General features: G+C 33.0%; 25 protein-coding genes. 12 read left to right on the top strand and 13 right to left on the bottom strand.

The window, feature by feature from the left end; genetic code table 11:
• The first annotated feature begins 15 nt into the window (after positions 1 to 15).
• Positions 16 to 609 carry a 5'-deoxynucleotidase gene (gene yfbR, locus AC5LXV_RS15050; RefSeq protein WP_110432700.1) on the top strand — a complete coding sequence of 198 codons (594 nt, stop codon included), beginning with the start codon at positions 16 to 18 and terminating at the stop codon, positions 607 to 609.
• A gap of 80 nt (positions 610 to 689) precedes the next feature.
• Here the strand turns inward: yfbR and AC5LXV_RS15045 are convergent, their stop codons facing one another.
• The 10 genes from AC5LXV_RS15045 to AC5LXV_RS15000 form a co-directional block, all read right to left on the bottom strand.
• On the bottom strand, positions 690 to 1,361 hold the full coding sequence (locus tag AC5LXV_RS15045; protein ID WP_110432701.1) for a response regulator: 672 nt from the start codon (positions 1,359 to 1,361) through the stop codon (positions 690 to 692).
• A 4-nt stretch (positions 1,362 to 1,365) separates the two neighbouring features.
• Positions 1,366 to 2,982 carry a DcuS/MalK family sensor histidine kinase gene (gene dcuS, locus AC5LXV_RS15040; protein WP_493445322.1) on the bottom strand — a complete coding sequence of 539 codons (1,617 nt, stop codon included), beginning with the start codon at positions 2,980 to 2,982 and terminating at the stop codon, positions 1,366 to 1,368.
• 119 nt (positions 2,983 to 3,101) lie between these two features.
• A complete protein-coding gene (locus AC5LXV_RS15035; RefSeq protein WP_493466918.1) occupies positions 3,102 to 4,259 on the bottom strand; it encodes an NAD(P)-dependent malic enzyme in 1,158 nt (385 codons plus the stop codon).
• A gap of 111 nt (positions 4,260 to 4,370) precedes the next feature.
• Positions 4,371 to 5,666 carry a 2-hydroxycarboxylate transporter family protein gene (locus AC5LXV_RS15030; protein ID WP_493466917.1) on the bottom strand — a complete coding sequence of 432 codons (1,296 nt, stop codon included), beginning with the start codon at positions 5,664 to 5,666 and terminating at the stop codon, positions 4,371 to 4,373.
• Positions 5,667 to 5,901: 235 nt separating this feature from the next.
• The gene (locus AC5LXV_RS15025; protein ID WP_493466916.1) at positions 5,902 to 6,630 is read right to left on the bottom strand and encodes an autotransporter outer membrane beta-barrel domain-containing protein; all 729 of its coding nucleotides are present in this window, start codon (positions 6,628 to 6,630) and stop codon (positions 5,902 to 5,904) included.
• Positions 6,631 to 6,647: 17 nt separating this feature from the next.
• Positions 6,648 to 7,592 (bottom strand): IS3 family transposase, encoded by a 945-nt coding sequence (locus AC5LXV_RS15020; RefSeq protein ID WP_493467996.1) that lies wholly within the window; start codon positions 7,590 to 7,592, stop codon positions 6,648 to 6,650.
• Positions 7,490 to 7,996: a helix-turn-helix domain-containing protein gene (locus AC5LXV_RS15015; RefSeq protein WP_493466441.1), complete on the bottom strand. Its 507-nt coding sequence runs from the start codon at positions 7,994 to 7,996 to the stop codon at positions 7,490 to 7,492. Before AC5LXV_RS15015 ends, AC5LXV_RS15020 begins: the two co-directional genes overlap by 103 nt.
• 44 nt (positions 7,997 to 8,040) lie before the next feature.
• Positions 8,041 to 9,777, bottom strand: a complete 1,737-nt coding sequence (locus AC5LXV_RS15010) for a hypothetical protein (protein ID WP_493466915.1) — start codon at positions 9,775 to 9,777, stop codon at positions 8,041 to 8,043.
• A gap of 1,170 nt (positions 9,778 to 10,947) precedes the next feature.
• Positions 10,948 to 11,532: a hypothetical protein gene (locus tag AC5LXV_RS15005; protein ID WP_110432706.1), complete on the bottom strand. Its 585-nt coding sequence runs from the start codon at positions 11,530 to 11,532 to the stop codon at positions 10,948 to 10,950.
• A gap of 179 nt (positions 11,533 to 11,711) precedes the next feature.
• Positions 11,712 to 12,416 (bottom strand): lipopolysaccharide core heptose(II) kinase RfaY, encoded by a 705-nt coding sequence (locus AC5LXV_RS15000; protein ID WP_086358188.1) that lies wholly within the window; start codon positions 12,414 to 12,416, stop codon positions 11,712 to 11,714.
• A 427-nt stretch (positions 12,417 to 12,843) separates the two neighbouring features.
• Between AC5LXV_RS15000 and AC5LXV_RS14995 the strand changes: the two genes are divergently transcribed.
• The 9 genes from AC5LXV_RS14995 (at position 12,844) to AC5LXV_RS14955 (ending at position 20,812) form a co-directional block, all read left to right on the top strand.
• Positions 12,844 to 13,578, top strand: a complete 735-nt coding sequence (locus tag AC5LXV_RS14995; RefSeq protein WP_493466914.1) for a GntR family transcriptional regulator — start codon at positions 12,844 to 12,846, stop codon at positions 13,576 to 13,578.
• A gap of 9 nt (positions 13,579 to 13,587) precedes the next feature.
• Positions 13,588 to 14,436, top strand: coding sequence for a class II aldolase (locus AC5LXV_RS14990; RefSeq protein WP_110432709.1), 849 nt, complete (start codon positions 13,588 to 13,590; stop codon positions 14,434 to 14,436).
• Positions 14,437 to 14,458: 22 nt separating this feature from the next.
• The gene (locus AC5LXV_RS14985) at positions 14,459 to 14,917 is read left to right on the top strand and encodes a PTS sugar transporter subunit IIA (RefSeq protein WP_493445318.1); all 459 of its coding nucleotides are present in this window, start codon (positions 14,459 to 14,461) and stop codon (positions 14,915 to 14,917) included.
• 11 nt (positions 14,918 to 14,928) lie between these two features.
• Positions 14,929 to 15,216 (top strand): PTS sugar transporter subunit IIB, encoded by a 288-nt coding sequence (locus AC5LXV_RS14980; RefSeq protein ID WP_493442767.1) that lies wholly within the window; start codon positions 14,929 to 14,931, stop codon positions 15,214 to 15,216.
• Positions 15,217 to 15,218: 2 nt separating this feature from the next.
• Positions 15,219 to 16,565 (top strand): PTS galactitol transporter subunit IIC, encoded by a 1,347-nt coding sequence (locus AC5LXV_RS14975; protein ID WP_110422715.1) that lies wholly within the window; start codon positions 15,219 to 15,221, stop codon positions 16,563 to 16,565.
• A 200-nt stretch (positions 16,566 to 16,765) separates the two neighbouring features.
• Entirely contained in the window at positions 16,766 to 18,274 is a 1,509-nt protein-coding gene (locus tag AC5LXV_RS14970) for an FGGY-family carbohydrate kinase (RefSeq protein WP_493466913.1), read from the top strand.
• Between the two features lies 1 nt (position 18,275).
• Entirely contained in the window at positions 18,276 to 19,310 is a 1,035-nt protein-coding gene (locus AC5LXV_RS14965; RefSeq protein WP_493466912.1) for a zinc-dependent dehydrogenase, read from the top strand.
• A gap of 459 nt (positions 19,311 to 19,769) precedes the next feature.
• Positions 19,770 to 20,408 (top strand): histidine phosphatase family protein, encoded by a 639-nt coding sequence (locus AC5LXV_RS14960; RefSeq protein ID WP_493466911.1) that lies wholly within the window; start codon positions 19,770 to 19,772, stop codon positions 20,406 to 20,408.
• Positions 20,409 to 20,503: 95 nt separating this feature from the next.
• On the top strand, positions 20,504 to 20,812 hold the full coding sequence (locus tag AC5LXV_RS14955; RefSeq protein ID WP_110422720.1) for a GIY-YIG nuclease family protein: 309 nt from the start codon (positions 20,504 to 20,506) through the stop codon (positions 20,810 to 20,812).
• Between the two features lie 11 nt (positions 20,813 to 20,823).
• On the opposite strand, the gene AC5LXV_RS14950 is transcribed toward AC5LXV_RS14955, so the two are convergent.
• From AC5LXV_RS14950 to AC5LXV_RS14940, 3 genes are all read right to left on the bottom strand, one after another.
• A complete protein-coding gene (locus AC5LXV_RS14950; RefSeq protein ID WP_493466910.1) occupies positions 20,824 to 21,810 on the bottom strand; it encodes a serine/threonine protein kinase in 987 nt (328 codons plus the stop codon).
• Positions 21,811 to 21,819: 9 nt separating this feature from the next.
• Positions 21,820 to 22,422 (bottom strand): ribosome biogenesis GTP-binding protein YihA/YsxC, encoded by a 603-nt coding sequence (yihA, locus tag AC5LXV_RS14945; RefSeq protein ID WP_110423294.1) that lies wholly within the window; start codon positions 22,420 to 22,422, stop codon positions 21,820 to 21,822.
• A 76-nt stretch (positions 22,423 to 22,498) separates the two neighbouring features.
• Positions 22,499 to 23,710: an aspartate aminotransferase family protein gene (locus AC5LXV_RS14940; RefSeq protein WP_493466909.1), complete on the bottom strand. Its 1,212-nt coding sequence runs from the start codon at positions 23,708 to 23,710 to the stop codon at positions 22,499 to 22,501.
• A 199-nt stretch (positions 23,711 to 23,909) separates the two neighbouring features.
• Here AC5LXV_RS14940 and AC5LXV_RS14935 point away from each other — a divergent pair, with 199 nt between their 5' ends.
• Together AC5LXV_RS14935 and mltC are read left to right on the top strand one after the other, a co-directional pair.
• Positions 23,910 to 24,179 carry an oxidative damage protection protein gene (locus AC5LXV_RS14935; RefSeq protein ID WP_493460828.1) on the top strand — a complete coding sequence of 90 codons (270 nt, stop codon included), beginning with the start codon at positions 23,910 to 23,912 and terminating at the stop codon, positions 24,177 to 24,179.
• A 9-nt stretch (positions 24,180 to 24,188) separates the two neighbouring features.
• Positions 24,189 to 25,259 carry a membrane-bound lytic murein transglycosylase MltC gene (gene mltC, locus AC5LXV_RS14930; protein ID WP_110432720.1) on the top strand — a complete coding sequence of 357 codons (1,071 nt, stop codon included), beginning with the start codon at positions 24,189 to 24,191 and terminating at the stop codon, positions 25,257 to 25,259.
• Positions 25,260 to 25,455: the final 196 nt, after the last annotated feature.

Genomic DNA, 25,455 nt, shown 5'->3' with positions numbered 1-25,455 from the left:
TAATGAGATAATCATATGAATAACAGTCATTTTTTTGCTCACTTATCGCGGTTAAAATTGATTAATCGTTGGCCTTTAATGCGTAATGTGAGAACAGAAAACGTTTCAGAGCATAGTCTACAAGTTGCTTTTGTTGCCCATGCTTTAGCGATTATCAAAAACAAACGATTTAATGGTAATGTTAATCCTGAACGTATTGCATTATTGGCGATGTATCATGATGCATCTGAAGTATTAACCGGAGATTTACCGACACCAACTAAATATTACAATCCACAAATCACCTGTGAATATAAAAAGATTGAAAAAATCGCTCAGCATAAACTAATTAATATGTTGCCAATAGAGTTGCAAGATGATTTTAAAATACTAATTGATGACGATTATTATGATGAAACTGAAAAAAGTATTGTAAAACAAGCGGATGCACTGTGTGCTTATCTTAAAACAATTGAAGAACTTAGTGCTGGTAACAATGAGTTTAAACTGGCGGAACAACGTTTGAAAAAAACATTGTCAGAACGAAATACTCCAGAAATGGATTACTTTTTAGAAATATTTGTACCAAGTTTCAGTTTATCTTTAGATGAAATAACGCTAGATAAATAGTTTTAACCCTAACGTGTTTACATACTACAATATTTAAACAATTTGTAATAAGATAGATTACAAAAACTAATTAATATCAATTATTTTTGGTAAATATAACGCTTTACTGGACGACCAATTGGTAGATAAGTTAAATGGCTTTCTATTTCACCTAACTCTTCTAAATAATCCAGATACTTCTTAACGGATATCCGAGATAAAGGAATTAATTCAATAATATCGCTCATCGAAAAATCTTGTTGATAGTTGACAATAACATTACGTACCGATTGTAAAGTTTGCGCATCGATACCTTTTGGTAATCGATTTGCTGTATTAAAATTCTTAGTAAAAATACGATCATCTAATTGATTTTGATTAAGTATTTCAGCAGATGATAACAGTCTAATTCGTTCTTGATAGGAAATCAAAGCGGTGCGAAATCTCTCAAAAGTAAAGGGTTTAACAATATAATCAATGACTCCCAAACGTAATGCTGTTTGGATGTCATTGGTATTACATGCAGCGGTCACCATAATGATATCTATTTTAGGGTAACTAATCCGAATATATTTTAGCAGATCAAGACCATTGAGTTTTGGCATGAAAACATCAAGCAACAACAGATCTATATGGTTATCATGAATAAAATGCAGTGCTTGTTCTCCGTTAGTAACCGTTGCCGCTAAATTAAAGCCGGTAAGTTTCTGTAAATATTTTTTATTGAGCTCCGCTACCATTGGATCATCTTCAACAATTAATACTTCTACCATATGACTATTTCTTCCTATAGATCTCTTTTAGTGGTAATAATACCTTAAAGCAAGTCCCTCTTTTACTATCAGAATCACATAATTGAATATGTCCATCTAACTCATCAATACTAGCTAACACTAAATAAAGCCCAAATCCTCGATTATCCCCTTTCGTTGAATAACCTTTTTGAAAAATATACTGAATATCGTTTTCAGAAATACCTTCACCATTATCATTAATTTCAATTTCAAAATTGGTATTATCAATGACTAAACTTACTTTGATCTGTTTATCATCCAAAAATTGAACTGCATCAAGACCATTATCAATTAAATTACCAAGTATTGTCACTAAACTATGGGTCACAGATGTATCTATTATTGGCGCTAAAATACCATCAATGTTAAATGTTAAGGTTACATTTAGTTCTCGTGCTCGGCTAAATTTGCTATTTAAAAATCCTGCAATAATCGGATCTTTGATATATTGACTAACCAGTTTAGATTCAGCTTGTTGATTACCGATAATTTCTTCAAGATAATCAATTAATTCTAATTTATTATCATTAAAAGCCAAACCATAAATAACATGTAATTTGTTGTTAAATTCATGAGATTGTGAACGTAAAGCATCCGCATAACGATTCACCCCAGTTAAATTTTCAGCCAATTTACGAACTTCAGTCATATCTCTAAACGAAGCAATGGCACCAACTAAAGCATCATTAACGAATAACGGAGTTCGATTGGTTAGTATCACTACCCCATTGATATTTTGTTCACAATCATATTCTGCATTACCACTTATCATCACTTCGTATAATCGAGTATTGGGAATAAAGTCACCAACAGGTAAACCAATAATAGTTTGTTTATCTTTTTGGATGCGTAAAATTCTAATCGCTTCATCGTTGATCTGAGTGATTAACCCCTCTCGATTGATGACCACAATTCCTTCTTTTACCGTTCGAATAATGGCATTCCGCTCAGCAAACAGTTGTGCCATCTGGATTGGTTCAAGACCGTATAAAATCTTCTTTATATTACGGGATAACAAATAAGCTAAAAGAATAGCAATTGATAATAAAGCAAATAAGGATAACCAAATCGGCTGGCTTGTTCTTGACGCTAAATGATTAATTTTTTGCAAGGTCTGACCAACCAAAACGGCACCAATTTGTTGATTTTTATCATTCATAATTGGCTTAAATGCCCGAACAGAATCTCCTAAAGTTCCCTTAGCAATTGAAGTATAGGACTCACCCTTTAACGCGCGTTGTTCATCGCCTCCGACAATAGTTTGACCGATTTTCTGTTCATCAGGATGTGAATATCTTACGCCTTGCATATTGAATATCACAATAAAATCGGTTTGCGTTAAAGCTCTGGATTGTTCTGTGGTTGCCTGGATGGCTGCGATATTTCTCGGCGTAGGGTTCTGTATCGCTTCAATAATACTTTGTGATGTCGAGATAATATTAGCAATATTCTCGACGCGTTGGCGAGAATTGATAAGATACTCATTATTCACCACATGAACAATATAAATATTTTGAGCAATAACCGAAAGTATAAACACCAAGCAAATTAAGCTTATCAACTTAACTTTGAGAGGTAATTTGTTAAATAAATATCTCATTATCATTCGTTGTATAAAAAGCGATCACTTAACTATCATAACTGATTAGTCAAGAAAACCTACTAATAAATTTCGTATTAGTAGGTTTTTAGCTAATTTAATCGATTTTTAAACACTCATTATTGTTTAGCTGCATTTTTTACACTTTCGGCAACTACCTTAGCTACATTAGGTTCGAAAGCGTTCGGTAATATACAATCAACTGATAGTTTTTCAGGTGTAATAATGTTGGCTAACCCTTTGGCCGCCGCAAGTTGCATGGCTAATGTGATATTTTTTGCTCTAGCATCTAATGCCCCTCTAAATATGCCGGGAAATGCTAAGACATTATTAATTTGATTTGGATAATCACTGCGCCCTGTCCCGACAATATAAGCACCAGCTGCTTTAGCCTCATCTGGAAATATTTCTGGTGTCGGATTTGCCATAGCAAAAATAATCGATTTTTCCGCCATCGTTTTAACCCAATCCGCTTTCAATACTCCCGGAGCCGATACACCAATAAATACATCAGCGCCGTTAACTGCATCTTGTAAAGTACCTTTTTGTCTATGCTTATTAGTTCTTTTCGCCATAGCTAAATGGTGTGGAGGTAAAGAAAGATCATCTTCGGATAATAAACCAATTTTATCGACAATTTTAAGATCGGTAACGCCAGCAGCTAATAACATATCGGCGATCGCTAAACCAGCAGCACCGCCGCCATTAATCACTACCTTGACCGATTCTATCGACTTACCAGCAACTTTAAGAGCATTATATAGCGCTGCTAATACCACTATTGCTGTACCATGTTGATCATCGTGAAATACCGGAATATCTAATAGCTCTTGCAATCGTTTTTCAATTTCAAAACATCTTGGTGCACTGATATCCTCTAGATTGATACCGCCAAATGAAGGTGCTAATGCTGCAATATGTTTGACTAGCTCATCTGGATCTTGAGTATTAATTGATAAAGGAATGGCGTCCACATTAGCAAATTGTTTGAATAAAATTGCCTTGCCTTCCATGACAGGAATAGCTGCTTCTGGTCCAATATTTCCTAATCCCAAAACAGCAGAACCATCCGTGATAACCGCAACCAAATTGCGTTTACTGGTATATTCATAAACTGACTCAGGATTTTTAGCAATTTCAGTGCACACCGCAGCAACACCAGGTGTATAAGCAACACTAAGATCTGCCATTGAATTAACCGGCACTTTCGAATGAGTTTCAAATTTACCGTGCATTTGTTTGCTAATTGCTAATGCTTTCTCTTGTACTGTTGTCATAATGCTTACCTTTTTAAATATTTAATCTATGTTTGGATATTTTGTGATACTAAATCAATATCTATCTCAAATGGTTTACCAAACGGTTAATTGATGCTTTTTTGTATAAAATTACATATGCAAATAACGCATTAGTGCGGTGGTACCTATTACCATTAAAGCTCCGCCTAATCGTGTTGCAACTTGGGCAAAAGGCATTAAGTTCATTCTATTGGCGGTAGAAAGGATTGCGACGTCACCAGTTCCCCCCATACCACTTTGGCAAGATGAAATAATCGATGCCTCAACAGGATACATTTTTAAGAAGAAGCTACAGACAAATCCAGTCATCGAAACGGTGAAAACAATCGCAATAATGGTAATAAAATATGGGATAGTTAATACCTTAACTACACTTTCTAAATCGATGTAAAGCAGACCTAAACCAGCCATTAATGGGAAGGTAAAATTGCCGGAAATAAATTTGTACCATTGTTGGCTACCGCGTTCGACGCTCGCTGGTAATAGACGAAAATATTTAACCACTGCGGTTGCAATAATCATTAAAACCGGGCCAGGAAAATGAGTTACTTTTTCTAAAATCATGCCGAAAATAAATAGCGTCGCTAAAATCATTACTGCGCCACTCATTGCTCTTGCATCAAGTGGTGTCTTATCATCTTTTAACGCTTCAGCTAAGCCATCAAACTCAATTTTTACTAACTGACCATGACCACTCAAGTGAGGTTTAACTTCACCAATTCGGCTCATAATTGCCGTAAAAGTGATTGCAAAGAAGTTACCTACCACAGTTGCAGGAATTAATGCACTAACAAAAGTATTATAATCTTGATTAAGGATGTTGCTATAAGCATTGGATAACTGTAAAACACCTTCACCAATTCCTCCCGCCATTACCGGTGAAACCGTATAAAAGAAGGCGTGCTCCCAATCATCGCCAAAAGCGACAGCAACAGAGACACCAACTAATGCAGCTAAGCACATTCCTAATAACATTGGTATCATCATTCGAATAAAGCCTTGAACTAGAATGACTCGATGCATACCAAGAATGCTACCGCACACTAAACTGGCGATATAAAAGAGTAAAAAGTTAGAATCCTTCATTAGCATCTTGGCTGCTGATAAGGTATTTTCATCAAAAACACGGTAGTAAACCAATAATGAAGGAACAATAAGTGATAATATCGCAGGGGCGCCAAATTTTTTGAAAAATGGAATATTCTGCCCGAGAGTTCCTAAAAACCAACCTAAAGGCAATATCACTGCAAAACCACCAATTAGGGTTTTAGGTAGCATATCTAATTGGGCAGCAATAATAACGATAATGGAACAAACTATAAATAGGGGAAGGGGGAGTGAACCTATATACATTTTGTTTTCTTTTATATCTTGAAGCATGCTCATAACTAAACCTCTTTATGTTTTTTTATATTACATATGCAGTATAGCTATGCAGTTAGAAATCAGAAGAATAAGAAAGTTAACTAACTGATTTTGTAATTAATGTAAGCAATAATCAGAAATTTATATAAATTATTTATTTAATTTGAAAGGTTTAAAAATTTAAATATTAGAAAAAGATTATGAAAAACATTTAGGTGTAAATAAATATCACCTAAATGTTGATTAGTAATAATTATTAGAATGTTATATTAGCTGTAGCACCAATGTAATTAGCATTCCTTTTACTTTGACCAACATATTGATAGTCAAGATTTAAATCAATAATATTGTATTTATATTTAATGCCTGTACCCAAACTAAACTGATTTTTTGTGCGATTAGGAGCATAACTTTCCATTTTAGACAATCCATTAATTCCATTAATCTTGATGTCACTATCAAACTTATTTCGGTTAAAGTTGAATGTATAGCCTACGTTACCCGTTAAAACTAGCTGATTATCTTTATTATTTAAAATAAAATAATCTGAGGTTAAATTCATAGGCATTAAAAGAGCAGAATTAGATGCTTGTCCATATTTAACTAACTTTAAATTATTATAGCTAGCATTATGGGCACTATTTTCAGTGTGAATATAAGTTAATCCTACACTTGGTGTTATTACCAAATCTTCAATGTTTTGCCAATTATAGCCAACTGTTCCACCCAAATTCCAAGTTTTACTATGAAATTTTTCTTTTATCTTATAATAGTTATCATTTGTACTTAGATGATTTTTCCCATAATTATAACCAGCATAAGTGGATGTAAAAATATTCGTCGGAAATTTGTAGTTTGAATATAATTGAATTTGATATTGTTTGATATCCGAATCATTAGATGATGCAGCTTTATCTTTATATTCTCCTGTAGAATAACCAATAGCTGTACCAATTAAAAAATCTTCTTTTTGAAGTGACCCCATAAAGTTGGACACTTTGATTAAGCGGCTTGTAAGGCCTGATTTCGAAATTCAACCGGAGTCAGGCCTTTTAATTTGGCTTTAATCCGTTTGGTGTTGTAGTATTCTATATATTCTTCTATTTTTTCAATCAATTCATCTGCATCTTTAAAGCATTGTCCATGGTACATTTCTGATTTTAATAGACCAAAAAAGTTTTCAGCTACCGCATTATCTAAACAATTTCCCTTTCTGGACATACTTTGTTTGATGCCATTATTAGCCAGTAGCTTCTGATAATGGCGATTTCTATATTGCCAGCCTTGGTCACTATGTAGTAACGGTTTTTCACACTGTTTTAATCGTGATATCCCTTTTTTAAGCATATCTGTCACCAAGGTCAAACGTGCATTTTTAGCCACTTTATAAGCGATTACTTCTTGATTATATAAATCGATAATGGGCGATAGGTAAATTTTCTGTTCATTTACCTTAAATTCTGTGACATCCGTTACCCATTTTTCATTCGGTCTCGATGATTCAAAATCTCTTTTAAGATAATTAGCGGCTGTTTTACCAGTCTCTCCACGATAAGAACGATATTTTTTAGGTCTTACTGTCGATTTGAGATTAAGCTGAACCATTAATCGTTGTACTGTTTTATGATTGAGCTTAATTCCTTCATTTATCAACGCTAAATGAATTCGCCGATATCCATAACGCCCTTTATGTTCATGGTAAATCGATTCTATACGTTTTAACTCATTTTCATAAGCAGACGGCATTTTCAACCTATTAACATGATAATAAAAAACACTTTTTGCCAGTTTTGTTGCTGATAGCAAATGTTTTAAGGAATACTGATATTTAAGAGCTAAAACAACTAACGTTTTTTCTTTGTTTGTTGACGTTTTGCTTGCTTCAGCTCTTCGAACTTTTTTAGAACAGCATTTTCTGCTCGTAGATAAGCAATTTCCTCTTTTAATTCTTCAATTGTTTTTTCGTCATCACTGTGAGTTGGTTCAATACGGGTTCGCTTCATACAGGGTCTTCCTCTGGAACGATATTCAAGCCCTCGGAAACCTTTTTTATGATATCTATCAAGCCAAACAAATAGAAGACCGGGGGAACTTAAATTAAGCATAGCACTAGTGTGCCCGAGAGACCAATTATTTGTCCACATTAATTTTAATGCTTGTAATCTTGCTTCGGCATGACGTAAATGAGGTGTTGGTTGAAAGGCGTTATCACCATGAATCGCAACCACTTGGGACCAATATCGAATCTGACGAGAAGATATCGCATATTTTTTTGAAAGAATTTTCGATGATTCTCCTGATAAGAATTCATTAGCTATGATAATTTTTAAATCTCGACTATATTTTGACATAAAAAGACCCTCAGTAATTGGTTGTCCAACTATTGGGGGTCACTTCATTTTATAGCTTTATCAAATCCCATAATAAAGCCATTAGATGAATATTTATATCCTGAAATGCCATGATTACTGTTAGTATTTTCGTGATAACGCGTGAGATTTATCCATAACTCGTTATCCATATTTTGTGATTGATTAAATCGGCGAATTCTTTTATCTAAAGTTGCTTTAGTATAATTAACAGAATTAAGGGCTATTTCGGTTAAATGTAAACCATGATTATTATTATAAAGCCCAGCTATATTTCGATTAAAATTAAACGAAGTACCATTCGATTCAACGGCTAAATTACCTCTGGCTATATTACTTAAAATTTGCCAGTTCAGATCACCTGCTTTTGATTTATCTGAGCTTGTATTTCCATTTTGAGTTGGATTATATAATGACTCATAAGCTACTTTACTTAAATTTTCAGCAAAATGTTTAGCGACATTTTTTGAATTGGTGCCGATTTGCTGATAATAACGCGAAATTTGCCTTGTTGCCGCGGCTTTGGCATTTTGGGAATCAGCAAAATTGGTCACATTACTTGCATTAACAAAAATTAAATCGTTACCGGATTGCTTGAAATTTAAATCACCATAGATATTTTGAATAAGTGCTTTAGTTTCAGATTCGTTTATATTGGCAATTTTTAAGCTGTTATTTGCTGATAATACGACGGCATTTAAATCAGTCGACGTATATTGTAAGCTTTTTAATAAAAAATCATCAGTAGCAGAAAATCGAGCTATTGATGATACATTAATCTTATCACCCTTTATTATATTGGGTTGTTTATTATCAGCGACACCAAAACTTATGGTGCCATCAACATTTAGCTGTGAGGTATTGTTCGTTTGATCACTTATAAACAAAGAACCTTTTGATGATTCTAATGTAGCATTTTTACCAACATTTAATTGCCCGTCAGAGGCAAGTTTAATATATCCATTACCTCGGCTCGCACTTAAAATAGCTTGATCAACCACATCAAAATTACCACCATGACTGACATCAACAGTACCTTCACGCATCACAATCATTTTTCCCGTTTTACCAATTAAAACAGAAGATCGGTTTTTATCATCATTGGTTGTTGCTAATACCGTTCTAGCACCAATAATTTCAATGTCACCACCTGTTAGATTAAATGTACGAGTAGTTAAGCGAGCTGGTGCTGATGCGGTACCTGCTAGATGGTTATCGCCACTACGAATGTTAGTATCACCATCTACGGTCACAGTGGTTTCTCCTGAGGTATTTTGACCAGTTCTCATGACATTACCAGCTAATATCATCAGTCCGCCTCTTTTTTTATCGGCACTCAACTCGACATTAATATCGCCTGTAACATGAACGTTGATATCATGATCAATAGGATCAAATGGAAAATCTTCATGTAAACCTAAGTATTGGGTAAAAAATTTAGTATCGAATTTTCCTATCCATGTATCATTATAAATTTGAAAATTCCCTAATATATTCATATTGATATCACCTTTAGAAAGTGAAGGTGATTGCGTTGCTGTTTTACCACCAAAACCAAGATGAAAAGAACCTTCACTATTAACGGTTAACCCATTGTTGGCATTAATCGTTACTGGCGCGGTACTAGTATTTGTTAAGAAGTAACGGTCATTAACATGATTAAAAGGTAAGGCTAGATCTGAGGATATCTCTTGATTGACGGCTTGCACATAATTGATGCTACAAACACTAATGAGTAATGATGTGATTAATTTAAGTTTCATAGTTTTAGAAAGATTTTATTAAATTGTAAAGATAGTGATAATATACCATCAAGAATGATAATCAATACTATGTTAAATTTTTAATGTAAAATAAGCAAAAATCACTAACCTTATTCAGGTCTATCAATGAGTAACTTTTTATTTAATCTGATATTATTTGTTTCATTAATAGCTCCATAATAAAAAATAGATTCACACTTATAAATTAACGAAATATTGTAAATTCATTTAGTTTCATCTGAATATTAGTGTATCTTTTAGATAGTAGTATGCTGACAGTAAAATTATTCTAAAAAGGGATTTTCTGTGAAAGTTCTTAGGGGGATCCGTGATATGAAAAATTTTTTCATACTTTTGCTTCCCTTTATAAATAAGTTTAACTAATCTAACAAAGCTTATTGAGCAATACTTTCTCAATTCTTCCACTACCATTATCAGTAATATGGAGTTAGTGTTTTCACACTTGATAGGATTAATAAACAATTAAACAATATAAAATTTTGTTTCAGTATTGGAAATTGATTAAACAACACTCTAATTTTTATTCATGTCGCGTTTTGCCATTGTCATTTGATTCAATGAATTGATTGCCATTTATAGTCGGTATAATTTTAAAAATACCTAAATTTCGAAGGGTTTTATCCGCTATCTGTTGGTAATTTTTTAAAGCTCCCTTTGTGTGAATAAATCAATTTTTAGTCTTAGACGTGTTTCATTAATTTTCTCAAATGTTCCTTCAAAACCGATAAAGCAAGAGTTACCCAAATTATTAAAGTATTTTGAGATATACGTACCATCAGCATTAATCTTTAAAGAATTACCATAAATATATCTAGTTCCAACTGCATTCTGTATAGTCTTTCAAAGTTAGAAATTGATGACTCAAATAAATTTGCTTTATCAGTTATCAGTTGATTAATTTTCCAAAAGTCTTTTTAGCAAAAATGACCGATACCATTTGGTGAAAAGCGAGTAAATGGAAACAATAATAAAAAAGGATTTTTTTGATGGTTATTTTTTATGGTTTATGGATAAACGCTCTTACTTAATATCTAATATTAGATAAGTAACATAATAAAATTTTACTCAGATTTAAAAGTTAATAAAATTTCATACGAGCTCTAGATTTAAAAAACGTTTCTCAATTTTTTATTGAGAAGCGGGATTTTATTAACGTAATAAGCAGGCTTGAATTTTATCGACTTCGTTATTAAGCGCTTCAATAACTAAATCTGGGTGGACTCTTTCTATGGTTTTTACATTTTCAAAACCCTCATTGCTAAAAGATCCAGTATTCTGCTGAGCTTGTTTGATATTGCTAAATAAATAACGGATATTATTGGCATTGCGGGTTGTAGTTAAAGTATAACTGACAAAATATTTAGATTGAGACTGATAACTAGTAACAGCATTGGCAACAATGTTATTGCCTTCAACTAATTTGATGGTTTCTCCACCATTGATAGTAATTGCTTGTTGGGTTGGCATATTATAATACGGCCACCATGCAGAACCTAAATAGTTTTCACTGTTCAAAACTACTGGGCTATTATCAAGTTCTTGTGCTATACAGAGTGATAATGAAGAACGAAGTAAGGTAATAGGACGAGAAGTGCTGTATTTATTTATAATATCTTCACCCGAAGAGTTTTGCGCGATCTCCACACCTTGTGTTTGATAGATTGACAGCATTTTGTGAGAAGCACAACTAGTTAACAACGTGACTAGTACAGTAAAACCAATTAACTTTCTCATAACTCATCCCTATTCGTTAGATTAGTTTAATTCTATATGGTTATACAAGGATTTACTAGTATTTAGAAGAGAAGGGTTTAAATATTTTAAACTATCAAAAAACAGACTATTTATTACATTAGATTAATTATGGTTTTGCAGGAAAACGAGAGAAGTTTGTCCTTCTCTCGTTTTCATTATTAATCCTCTTTGCCACGAATTTTTCGAGATAATCGTTTAAACCCGTGAGTGAATTTTTTAATGGCCATTGCCATAACCGGTACTTTTATCTTAATACCAAAACGTTCGCGTAATTCGATGGCATCATTAGCTTTAGTTAGCCAAATGAAACCAGAGTTGGTTAAGTCGATAGCTTTGATTTTACCTTCAGGTGTTAAAATAAAATTACCACCATGAACATCGTTAGAAACCAAATTATAGCTATGTAACTTCTCAATGCAGTCTTTTATCTGTTCACCATAGGTTTTCATCTCTTCCCATTTTAAAGAGCGGCCTTCAATAAAATTGAAAATCATATAATGGCGTTTAGTCACTTTATCAAATGCAACCAGATAAAGTTCATAAGCAATATCACATTTGTCTAAAGCGATTTTGGCTAACTTATGAATTAAATTGAAATAAAAATCACCAGTAAGTTTGGCAATCAAACGACGCTCTAAGCGGTGTTCAACTCCGCCATCAATTTTAAAAATGAATTTGCTTTGACCGTGATCGATTAAATAGGTATATCGCTCAATTCTATCACTTGGATCGAGTAATTCATGATGGCCTTCTTCTGCCAAAAATTGGTCAAAAAGGTCTAGATAATTGATTTCATCGTTTTCAACGTAGGCAAATTTCATGTTGCCACGTTCAATTTCAATAATTTTTGCAAAGTTATTCAAATTTTGTCGTCCTAAGATAGATCAAAAAATTAAGTTATCTTAAACATTATCCCCATTAAAGTAAATCCATCAACCCTATTAAAATAAACAACAAAGCTTTATCTAGTGGTAGTTTTTAACAATAGTTATTTTTAAATTAATGATTAATCATAGTTGGATTTATAACTTGCGATTTTAAGTTATAAATATTTCATTAATAAATTTAACCACTACATTTTAATTGCAAGATCACATTATTTCTTCAATAATTACATGTTCTTATTGAATAAGAATTATAGAAAAAACCTTAATTTATCCAAGTTCAACAGACAACCATAAGATATAAAATTGTGATACTTCTCACAATTTTAATAATTCATAGATGTATATAGTTGTACATGGTTGTCTATGGATGTATATTTAACTTAACCAATATTTGAGGTAACAAATGCATATAAATAAATTTTCTAGCACACCACTGTATGTACAAGTGAAAGAATGGATCAGAAATCAGATATATCGAAAAGATTTAAAGTCTGGAGATAGAATTCCTTCTGAAAATGAAATTATGAATATTCTCTCTGTTAGTCGTGGCACGGTTAGAAAAGCGGTTGAATTACTTATTAATGAATCAGTCTTGGAACAGATTCAAGGTAAAGGGACTTATGTGAAAGCTGAAAATATATCTTATCAATTAGGTTATGGTTTACAGTCATTTGCAGAATCACTAGAAATGCAACATGTTAAATTCACAACAGAAGTGATTACCAAACGAGTTGAGAAAGCCAATGAATATATTAGCGGCAAATTACAAATCCCAGTTAATTCTAATATTTTTTATATGGAACGAGTACGAAGTGTTAATGGCGAAAAAATTATGTTTATTGAAAATAGAATCAATTTGTCTTTATGTCCTGAAATAGAACATGTCGATTTTACAAAACATAGTTTATTTAATGAATTAGAGCGGATTACTCAAAAGAAAATTGATCACTCGGAATGTCGTTATTCAGCTCGAGTGGTAGGCAAAGAACGGGCAGATATATTAAATATTAGTGATATATCTCCAGTTCTTCATTTAGAACAATTAGTTTTCTTTGATGATGGTCATCCAATCGAATTTGGAAATGTCTGGTTAAAGTCAAATGTTAACTACTTGGGGACAACACTAAGACGAAAGTAGGAGTAAGTTATGGCATTAGTCAATGGGTATACTTTAATAGGTGAAGCTAAAAAACAGAAAACTTTAGCGGGAGCATTTAATACGACAAATTTGGAAACAACATTAGCCATATTAGATGCAATTGAGGAAAGTAATATTCCAAGTATGGTTCAAATTGCACCAACAAACATTGTGTTATCTGGCTACAAATATATTGTTGATATGGTACGAAATCGAGCTAGTACGATGAAAACACCATTTTGTTTACATTTAGATCATGGAAAAACCTTTGAAGATGTTAAACAAGCAGTTGAAGCCGGCTTCACTTCAATTATGATTGATGGTTCTCACTTGCCTTTTGAAGAAAATATTCAATTGACGAAAAAAGTTGTCGACTTTTGTGGCGGATACAATATTCCTGTCGAAGCTGAATTAGGAGCAATAACCGGAAAAGAAGATGATGAAGTTAATGAAGCAGATCGCAAAACCGATCCTAATCAAGTTCAAGAATTTGTCAAAAGAACAGGATGTGCAACTTTAGCTGTTTCTGTTGGTAATGTCCATGGGTTTGAACAACAGCCAAAAATTGATTTTGATCTGTTAGGTAAACTCTCTGAAATTTCGCCGGTATCGCTTGTTATTCATGGTGGTTCGGGAATAGATGATAAAACTTTACAAAAAATTAGCCAATACAACGTAGTTAAACTCAATATAGGTGGCGATCTACGCAGAGCTTATATTAGTTCAATTGGTAAACAATATGTTGCTAATAATAATGAATACAATCTGATTAAAGTTTTGCTTAAAGCAAAAGGTGATGTTCAACAAGTTGTTTATAACAAAATCCTATCTATGAATTTATTAAACATCCATCGATAAAATAACAGTATAGGTGGTAATTATGGAATTAGAGCAATTGGATGACAATATTATATTTTTAAACCAAGAATTCGCAAGTCGTGAAGAGATGTTTAAATTTATAAGTCATGAATTATTAAAAAATAATTATGTGACCGAACAATATTTAGAAAAAGTTATTCAAAGGGAAAACAACCATCCAACAGGATTTAAATTGAAAACGCTAAATGTTGCCATGCCGCATGTAGATTGTGAATTTGTTAGAAAAAATGGCATGTTTATCTTAACCAGTAAAAAAGGAATTATTTTCAAAAATGCCGAAACTGATGAAGACTTGTCTATCAACATAGTTTTTGGACTATTACTTAAGGAATCAGACACGCATTTAACTTTTTTGATGAAATTGGCATCATCATTTGGCAATGATTCGATCTTGCAAAAAATAGTTGAAAGTAATAACAAAATTGAAATCAAAAATATCTTAAAAGATATTTTGAAATAAGGAGATGTATTATGAAAAAAAGAGTTATTTTTGCCTGTACTAGTGGTATTGCCACTTCAACTATTGCTACAGAAAAAGTTAAAAATTATTGCGCGCAACATGGTATTGAAGTTGAAAATATTCAATCTGATGTTGCAACCGTGCAATCTCAAGATGGAATGGCTGATTTAATCATTGTGACATCTAAAGTTTCTTATAATTTGGAGAAAACACCGATTATTAATGGTGTACCATTGATTACAACTATAGGGGAAGAGGACGTTTTAGAAGAAATCGTTAGGATCCTAAAAGGAGATTGATCATGGCTGATAAATTACTTGAAATTGTTCAATACATATTAGGTTTCGGGCCTACAGTGATGTTACCTGTTGTGATATTTCTTATGGCGATTTGCTTAGGTGTTAAACTCGGTAGGGCAATTCGTTCATCTTTAACGATAGGGATGGGATTTGTCGGTATTTTTGTTATTTTCGATTTATTAGGCACCAGTCTTGGTAGTGCAACAACTGATTTAGTTGAACATGCTGGAATTCATTTACCTGTTATTGATCTTGGTTGGCCACCATTAGCTGCAATTGCATGGGCATCGCCAATTGCTCCATTTGTTATTCCTATGACGATTATCATCAATATTGTGATGTTAACACTCAACTGGACTAAAACAGTTGATATTGATTTATGGAATTTCTGGCACTTTACTTTTGTTGGAGCTTTAGTGTATAGCAGTACTGGTAGTTTTATGTATGGATTAATTATCGCTGGAGTAACAGCTGTAATTACCTTCGTTCTGGCAGATTGGTGTGCGCCGATGATTCAAAAATATTTTGAGCTTCCGGGTATTTCACTACCGACGCTATCATCTGTGATTTTCTTTCCTATTGGTGTTTTAGGTAATCTTATTTTAAATAAAATTCCGGGATTACAGAAATTACATGCCGATCCTGAAACCATTCAAAAAAGATTTGGTATTTTTGGTGAGCCAATGATGATTGGTTTTGTTATCGGTGCCACAATTGGTATTGCTGCTGGTTATGATATTAAAGGTATTTTAAATCTAGCCATTAATTTAGGTGCTGTGATGTTAATTATGCCAAGAATGGTCAAATTATTGATGGAAGGTTTACTACCTTTATCTGATGCCGTTAAGCAATTTTTAAATAAAAAATTCCCTAATAGAAAAAATCTCTATATAGGTTTAGATATTGCAGTTGCTGTTGGACACCCATCTGTATTATCTACTGCGTTGTTACTTATCCCTGTAGGATTAATTTTATCAATTGTTTTACCTGGAAATCGATTATTACCTTTAGGTGATTTAACCAATATTTGGGTGCCTATTTCGATGGTAGTATTAGCTTGCCGAGGTAATATTGTTAGATCATTTATAATTGGTATACCTTGCTTAATTGTGAATCTTTATGTTGCATCTTCAGTAGCGCCAATTATTACTAATATTGCAAGAAGTATTAATTTTCCGGTTAAAACTGATGGTGAATTTTCAAGCCTCTTAGATGGTGGTAATCCGTACCGCTTTTGGGCAGTAAAAGTGTTTGAAGGAAACTATATCGCCTTAGCATTAATTCCAATTATCTTTATTACTTGCTTCCTTTTATATCGTCATACTAAAAAAACATGGGATATAACCTAGAAAAAAGAGCGCGCTCAATATAATTAACCCTATTTATGAAATGAAATAATCTGATAGCTACTGTTATCTAGATAAGGATAAAACTATCAAAAAATTGGTTACCAAAAAAATAACTTTATGAATAAATAGAATTTTATTTGAGGGCGCTTTGGGTTTGTTTAAGTATGATAATTAAAATAAAAGTAAATAAGGAGGTTCATATGTACTCAATCGGCATTGATATTGGTACAACAAATTGTAAGTTATGCGTTTTTGAATTGCTATCATTAAAATTGATTGATAGCTACTCTTTTGCGACACCAAAAATTAATAGCAAATATGGTTATGACTTTGATATTACAGCATTATATAGTCAATTGGAACAGGGGCTTATTCAAATCATAAACTCTCTTTCATATGCAGAAAAAGTCAAAAATATCGTAATTGCAAGTGTTGGTGAGTCAGGTGTACTTATCAATCAAGAAGGTGAGGTTGTTGGTCCTTGTATCACTTGGTATGACACTCGAACACAGAAAAATTTAGCAGATATTAATCAGAAATTTTCTGATGAAGAACTTTATTCTATAACTGGTATTCCTATTCATAGTAATTATAGTTTGACTAAAATTTTATGGATTAGAGAAAACTGTAATATCAATTTGCAACAAGTTAAATGGTTATGTATTGCGGAATATATTGCATATAAATTAACAAATCAAAAGCGAGCAGAGTGTTCATTAGCTTCGCGAACGCTTGCTTATGATTTAAAAAATCATTGTTGGTCTGAAAAAATTCAATCGGCTTTTGCTATCAACCATCTATTTGCTGATTTTACTCAATCTGGCAAAAATATAGAAGTGTTAACATCAACTATATCCACTAAACTGAATTGTAATCAGCCTATTTTTGTTGCTATAGGTGGACATGATCACATGTGTGGTTCAATTGCTGCTGAATTAAAACCTGGTGAAATTCTAAACTCAACAGGTACAACTGAAGGACTCCTTTTATTACTTGAAAAAGTAAATTTCAATAAATCGTTTTTAACTAGTCAGTTATCGTTTGGCAAATATGTTAAAGATGATTTATACACCCTTTATGCATCACTTCCTTCTGCTGGATATAGCATAGAATGGTTCAAGCGCACTTTTTCGGTAACCGATGAAAATTTTGATTTATTAATTGAATCACTTTTAAACAAACTTGACGACATAAATTATATTAAAAATAGTCTGAATATATTTATACCACACCTACGCGGAAGTGGTCCGCCGAAACGAAATATTGACTCGAAAGGATTGTGGTATGGTTTTGGTGAAAACACGACTTTAGCTGATATTTTATTAGGTATTTTTCAAGGATTATGCTTTGAATTAAAAAATACACTTATAACTATTGAGCAATTAACGGTAACTCATCACCCTATTATAAAAGTAATTGGTGCCGCAGCTAAAAATCCACTTTGGTTACAGCTCAAAGCAGATATTCTTGGTAGAGAAATACTATCTTGTAATATTAAAGAAGCGGTTTGTAAAGGTGGTGTAATGTTAGCTGGGTATGAAAATCATTATCTAGATAAAAATGCGCATATTCAATTTGACAACCCAATAGCCCGCTATATACCTAATCCTAAAATGACGGAATATTATCATCAAATATTTGCCGATTATTACCAACCATTTTTTGAGTTTAAGACCAGTTTAGAGTTTAAATTAAAAAAGGATAATTAAGATGAAAGCATCTGTATGTTATAAAAAAAATGATCTTAGAACCGAAGATCTTCCTACTCCCGAAATTTCTGATAATGAAGTATTAATTAAAATGCTTGCATGTGGTTTATGTGGAACGGATATACAAAAAATAAGGGGGGATTCGGTAACTAAACCTACTGTTCTTGGTCATGAGGTTGTAGGTCAAATCGTAAAAAAGGGCAAAAATATCAATAATTACCAGTTAGGTGATAGAGTAATCACAGCAATACATGTACCTTGCTTTACATGTCATTATTGTAACAAAGGCCATTATACAATTTGTGAGCAATTTAGAACAAATAATATCGATCCCGGTGGTTTTGCTGAATTTATTCGTATTCCTGAATTACATTTAAAGCATCTCACTCATAAAGTTTCAGATAATGTAACCGATGAAGAAGCGACATTGATTGAACCTATTGCTTGTTGTTTGCACGGCTTAAAACAAGCTGATATTAGGCCAGATGATAGTGTACTCATTATGGGGGCAGGGACGATAGGAATATTACATGCTCAATTGGCAAAAATAAAAGGAGCTAATAAAGTTATTGTTAGTGATATGTCAGAATATAAATTACAAAAAGCACTTAAAGTTGGCTGTGATTATGCAATTAATATAACCGAAAAAGATATTATTAGTGAAGTAAATCAGATAACTAATGGACAAGGTGTAGATGTAATTGTTATAGCTGCTGGCGTCTCCTCTTTAGTTTCTGATGCCGTTAATATGGTAAGAAGAGCTGGTCGAATAATTGTATTTTCTGGTTTTGATAAAAATAAATTAGTAACCCTTGATGCAAGTCGTTTCTTCAAAGATGAAATCTCAATAATTGGCACATATTCAGTTACACCTTATGAGTTTCCAGAGGCATTGGATCTTCTTGAAAAAAGAAAACTCAATACTGATGAGATGATAACGCATGTATTTCCATTAGATAAATTAAGCGAAGCAATAGATTTATCAACAGATCCTAAACAGTCAGTTTTAAAAGTGATTATTAAGTCTGAAATATAATAATACAAAGCGATTTTCGATTGTTACCTGAGTTCTATAGTTAGTAGAGTAAAATTTAAAGTGAGGTGTTAATTATGAAAAAAATATCAATTAGTTTAATTTTAATCGTGTTAATTGTTAATTTTTTCTCAATTAGTTATGACTTATATTTAAATTTTACTCAATTTCAATTTGATCTATTTTCTACATTACTTTATATAAGTCTTTTATCTTTTATTAGTTTGCTTATCTTTTTTATTGTGACCAAAAATATTAAAACACCTATTTATTTGTCTTTTTATTTTATCTTATGTCTCATCACTACTATTGTTGAAATTGTTTATTTGTCTTCCAATAAAGTGGGAACTAAAATAAATATGGTTTATTTTCTGATCTATTTTTCACTATTTATTTATGTAACTAAATCGATAAATATAAAAAAGTATTTCAGCGATCAGTAAAATTAGAGGTTATTGTCTTATGTTGAAAAACTTGAGTATCTATTTTGTACGCCATGGAGAAACAGAATTCAATCAATTACAACTTTTTCAAGGTTCATCCGATTCACCACTAACAGCAAAAGGAATAAAACAAGCCAAACAAACAGGAATTGCTTTGAAAAATATAGATTTTAATTTTGCTTATTCGAGTCCACAAAAAAGAGCGGTTGATACCGCTAACTATATTATTGCTAATCGCAATATTAATTTAGATTTTCATGATGGATTAAGAGAAATTAGTTTTGGTAATTGGGAACAAAAATTTGTACCCGATTATTATTCCAATGAAGATTTTATCAATTTCGAACAGAATGCCCAAAAATATTCTACATTAGATAATAAAGGTGAAGGTTTTAAAGAGCTACTGGATCGCTCAACACGTGTAATAGCGGACATAGTTGAACAACATCATCATGGCAATATCCTTGTTGTTTCACATGGTTCATTATTAAGACAGCTTATATATGTGATTACAGGAGGCGCATGGCAAGATCATCTAGAAAAAACGACTATATTAGGTAATTCAAGTATTAGTATCGTAAATTATCAACAAACTGATTTTGATGCACCAGGCATTTTTAGTATCGAAGTATTAAATCAGATAGATCATTTAAATTAGTGTGAGATTTTTCTTGATTAATATAGTGAATTATCTCATTGTAGAAAAAATTAATACTATTATCCGGTTAGTTTATTGGATTAACATCAATTTTTATGGAAAACAACAATTCAATATGGTTCTTATATATCATCCGAACCGCCAAACAATCATTGTATACCGGTATTACTACTGATGTAGCTCGTCGTTTACATCAACATCAGATGGGGAAAGGAGCGAAACATTTAAAAGGACACAAGGATCTCTCTGTTGTTTACCAGCTGAGTGTAGGGCAGAGATCTACCGCCTTGAAGTTAGAGTATCGTATCAAGCAGTTATCTAAAATTCAGAAAGAAAAGCTAGTTTTATTATCGCCGAATTTAGATGAGTTATTCACTTTTTTGAATCTAAAAAAGATTGAATAATATGTTAAGTTTTACATTATTGATATTAACTTTAATGCTGGCGCTTTAATTGCTTCAATTTGTTGGTTAAATTGTTTTAACTGTTGTTGCCAAAAGTCAATATCAGTCAACCAAGGGAAGGCACGAGGAAAAGCCGGATCTTGCCAACGTTGAATAATCCATGCCAGATGGTGCACGATTCGTATTGCTCGTAATGGTTCGATTAATTTCAATTGGTTATTATCAAATAAGAAAAATTCTTCGTAAAGTTCAATAAAACTCGTTAGCTGAATTTGTTGTTGGTGGTGATCACCATTTAGGAGCATCCAGATATCTTGAATTGCAGGACCGTTTCTTGCGTCATCAAAGTCAACCATGATGGCTTTATCCTGCCATAAAATATTTCCAGGATGACAATCGGCATGTAGTCGAATTGGTTGCCAATCGTTATGCCAATGTTGTTCAACAGTTTTAATTAAATCACGGAGGATGATGTTAAGATCTGTTTGGATTTTATTCGGTATGATGGCGTTAGATAACAAAATTTCTTGAGGTTGGTAAAGATATTCTTGCAAACCTATGGTTGGACGATGTTCAAAAGGTTGTTTTGCGCCAATTTGATGAATTCGACCAAGCATAGTTGCAACTGAATCAAATTGCTCTAAATTATCGGTTTCATATTGTCTTGCGCCAACACTTGGAAATAATGCAAATAGATAGCCTTGATATTCATGCACACTACTGTTGTTAATTATCAGTGGTGCAATAACTGAGATATCTGCCTGTGATAATTGTTGAGTAAATTGATGCTCTTCAATAATTTGTGATCTATTCCAGCGATGTGGCCGATAATATTTAACGACATAACGAGTGCGATTTTCGTCGGAAAATTGATATACGCGGTTTTCATAACTATTTAACGCGGTGAGGCCTGAATCAACGTTGATACCGATAGTTGCTAAACTATTAAAAATGAGTTCAGGTGTTAAAGTTTGAAAAGAAAATGCACTGTTATTCATTATGTTCCTTTATTGTTGGCTAAACCATTCATCTAATTTTTGTTTTAGAGCTTCTAAACCTACACGTTTTGGTGATGAGAATGGTGCAACCGTTATATCGCCTTGAAATGGTAAGATGGCTTCTTTAACCATATTCACTTGTTTTTTTTGTGCGCCGGAAGCCAGTTTATCTGCTTTTGTTAATAGCAGCATTACCGGGATATTGACAGACACTGCCCATTCAATCATTTGTTGATCCAAATCTTTTAATGGGTGTCGAATATCCATCAATACGACCAAACCTTTTAGACTCTCTCGTTTTTGCAAATATTCACCAAGAGACTTTTGCCATTTGCGTTTGATCGCTTCTGGTACTTGGGCATAACCATACCCCGGTAAATCAACTAAGCGGCAGTTTTCTGCAACTTCAAATAAGTTTATTAGTTGAGTTCTTCCCGGTGTTTTGCTGGTTCTTGCTAACGCTTTTTGGTTGGTTAACGTATTGAGTGCACTTGATTTTCCTGCATTTGATCGTCCAGCAAATGCAATTTCAACACCGGTATCTACTGGTAAATGAGTAATGTCTGGAGCACTTAAAATGAAATGCGTTTTCGCATAATTTAATGGTCGAATGTCGGTCATAAACAATATCCTTTAAGTGCATTAACGGCACTTAATCACTTAAAATGCCGTTACTGTATAGAAAAACTTAGGAATTGACAACTTTTTCGACTGCGGTACTAAGTCGGTTCATTCCCTCTTTTATTTCGTCTTCAGATATGATTAGTGAAGGGGTAAAACGTAGTACATTTGGCCCAGCATTTAGTATCATTACTTTACACTCAGAAGCCACATTTAAAAACTCGCGAGCCTTACTATGGAATTTTGGTTGTAATTCAGCACCTAAAAGTAATCCTTTACCAAGGTATTCTCGAAATACTTTGAATTTATCATTAATACTTTCAAGTTGTTCAATAAAGATTGCCCGACGTTTTTCTACGCCTTGAATTACCTCAGGTGTGTTGATAATATCAAAAGCCTCACAACCAACAGCACAAGCTAATGGGTTACCGCCATAAGTTGTACCGTGGACACCCGGATGCATGACTGATGCGATCTCATTGGTTGTTAGCATTGCGCTAATAGGAAAGCCGCCGCCAAGTGCTTTGGCGGAAGTTAAAATATCAGGCACAACATCATATTGTTGATAAGTGTACAAACTACCTGTTCGTCCCATACCACACTGCACTTCGTCAAAAACTAATAAGGCGTTATATTGATCGCAAAGTTCTCTTACACCTTTTAAAAATTCTGGGGTTGCTGATGTTAATCCACCTTCTCCTTGTACAGGCTCTAACACTACGGCACAAGTATGATCATCCATTACCGCTTTAACGGCATTTAAATCATTAAAAGGGACATGAATAATATCAGCCGGCTTAGGTCCAAAACCATCGGAATATTTAGCTTGCCCGCCAACGGAAACGGTAAAAAAGGTGCGGCCGTGAAAAGATTGATAAAATGCGATAATTTTAGTTTTATAGGGACTATATTTTTCAGCCGCATAGTATCTTGCTAATTTAAAAGCGGCTTCATTTGCTTCAGCTCCTGAATTGGCAAAGAAAACACGATCAGCGAAGGTATTATCGATAATTTTTTTGGCAAGGCGTAAAGCTGGTTCATTGGTAAAAACATTACTGACATGCCATAATTGTTCACTTTGTTGGTGTAAAGCATTAATTAATCTAGGGTGGCAATGACCAAGGGCATTAACCGCTATTCCCCCAGCAAAATCGATATATTCGTTACCATCTTGATCCCATACTCGACTACCTTTTCCTTTCACCGGTATAAATTTAGCTGGTGAGTAAACCGGGAGAATGACTTTATCAAACAGTTCTCTTGTTATTTCTGGCTGCATTATTCAATCCTTATATTAACCAACAGTCATGATATATTTTATGTTATTTGCGAAGATAGTAAAGTAAATATTTATTCATAATTATTGAATTTATATGCATTTAAAGGGATAAATATTTTATATATTTTACTCTTTTTTGTAATTATTTTCGGGTATAATTGGCAGCTAATTAATAATTGTTAATAAATTAGGAATAAATATGAGTCGTATTATTTATTGCCATTTTCTAAAAGAAGAGTCCCAAGGTCTAGATTATCAGCTTTATCCAGGAGAGCTAGGTAAGCGTATTTATAATGAAATTTCTAAGTTAGCTTGGCAAGAGTGGCTTAAAAAACAAACAATGTTAATTAATGAAAATAAGCTTAATATGATGAATTTAGAACATCGTAAAAAAATTGAAAATGAGATGGTTAAGTTTTTGTTTGAAGGTGAAGATGTGGTGATCGATGGGTATAAACCTGAAAATTGAGAGCTAACAATGAAAACCAATTTTAAAATCCTTGCATTACTCATTTCAGTAAGTTTATTAACAGCCTGTCCCGGCTCAAATAACAGAAAAACTGACAAAGATTATTATGTAAAAGACACCAACGCGTTTAATATTTTAATCAGTCAGTATGCTAATAATATAGAGGAAATCTGGGGACCTAAAGAGGTCCTTATTGCTGGACCAAAAGATTATGTTCAGTATGAGGATAATTTACAAACTCGAGTGCATATCAACTTTGTTTCAGGGATAATCACCATTGAGACACTATCTGATACGCCTATTGAAAATTTGAAAGAAGCGATTGTTTCAACATTGCTCATGCCTGAACCGGTTGACATCATAAGGCGAGATAAAATAAGCCAGAATTTATCCGAAGAGCCTTTTTTATATAATCAGGTTCTAGACCAAGAAAGACAACCAATCCGTTGGAGTGGTAGGGCGAATAGTTTTGCTGATTATTTACTGGCCAATAATTTGAACGTTCGTTCATCTGGATCGCATAATATTACTTATGTTGAAATTAAACTTGTTGCAAATCATATTAACCAGCGAGCAAGAAAATTCTTACCTTTAGTTACCGAAGCGGCAAATCGTTACTCAATTGATGAACGATTAATTTTAGCGATTATCGAAGTTGAATCGGCATTCAACCCTTATGCTGTTAGTCGTACCGATTCGTTAGGATTGATGCAAGTACAACAACATACCTCCGGGCGTGATGTCTTCATATTTCGAGGAAAATCGGGAGAACCAAGTCGACAATTTCTACTCGATCCTCGTAATAATGTTGATATAGGAACCGCTTATTTATCCCTACTGAAAACTAAGTATTTAGCTGGCATCAAAAATCCAATCTCATTACGCTATGCAATGATCACGTCCTATAATGGTGGTGCAGGTAGTGTATTGCGGACGTTTTCAGATGATCGAAATGAAGCCATTAAAATTATTAATTCAATGACACCGCAACAAGTTTACCGAAAATTAGTGACTTCACATGTTTCTCAAGAGTCACGCAACTATTTGGTGAAAGTCAGTAATCTTTTAGGTAATCACTAATAATTAAATTAATGATCAATAGCCACTTTTCTAACCTAAAGTAAAATGTTCAAAAGTGGCTAATTTATAGACGACGCAAATAATCAATAATTAATGTTTTTTTAGTTTTAAAGTTTTTTATTAAAAAAAACGTGATCTACGTTAATTTTGGAGTATACTATGCGCCTCATAAAAGCATAGTTTTTTTGAGGATGTC

It is taken from the genome of Gilliamella sp. LMG 34359, from assembly GCF_984569085.1.
Note: the sequence above shows the minus strand (reverse complement) of the source record. Positions and strands in the feature narration are given on the sequence as shown.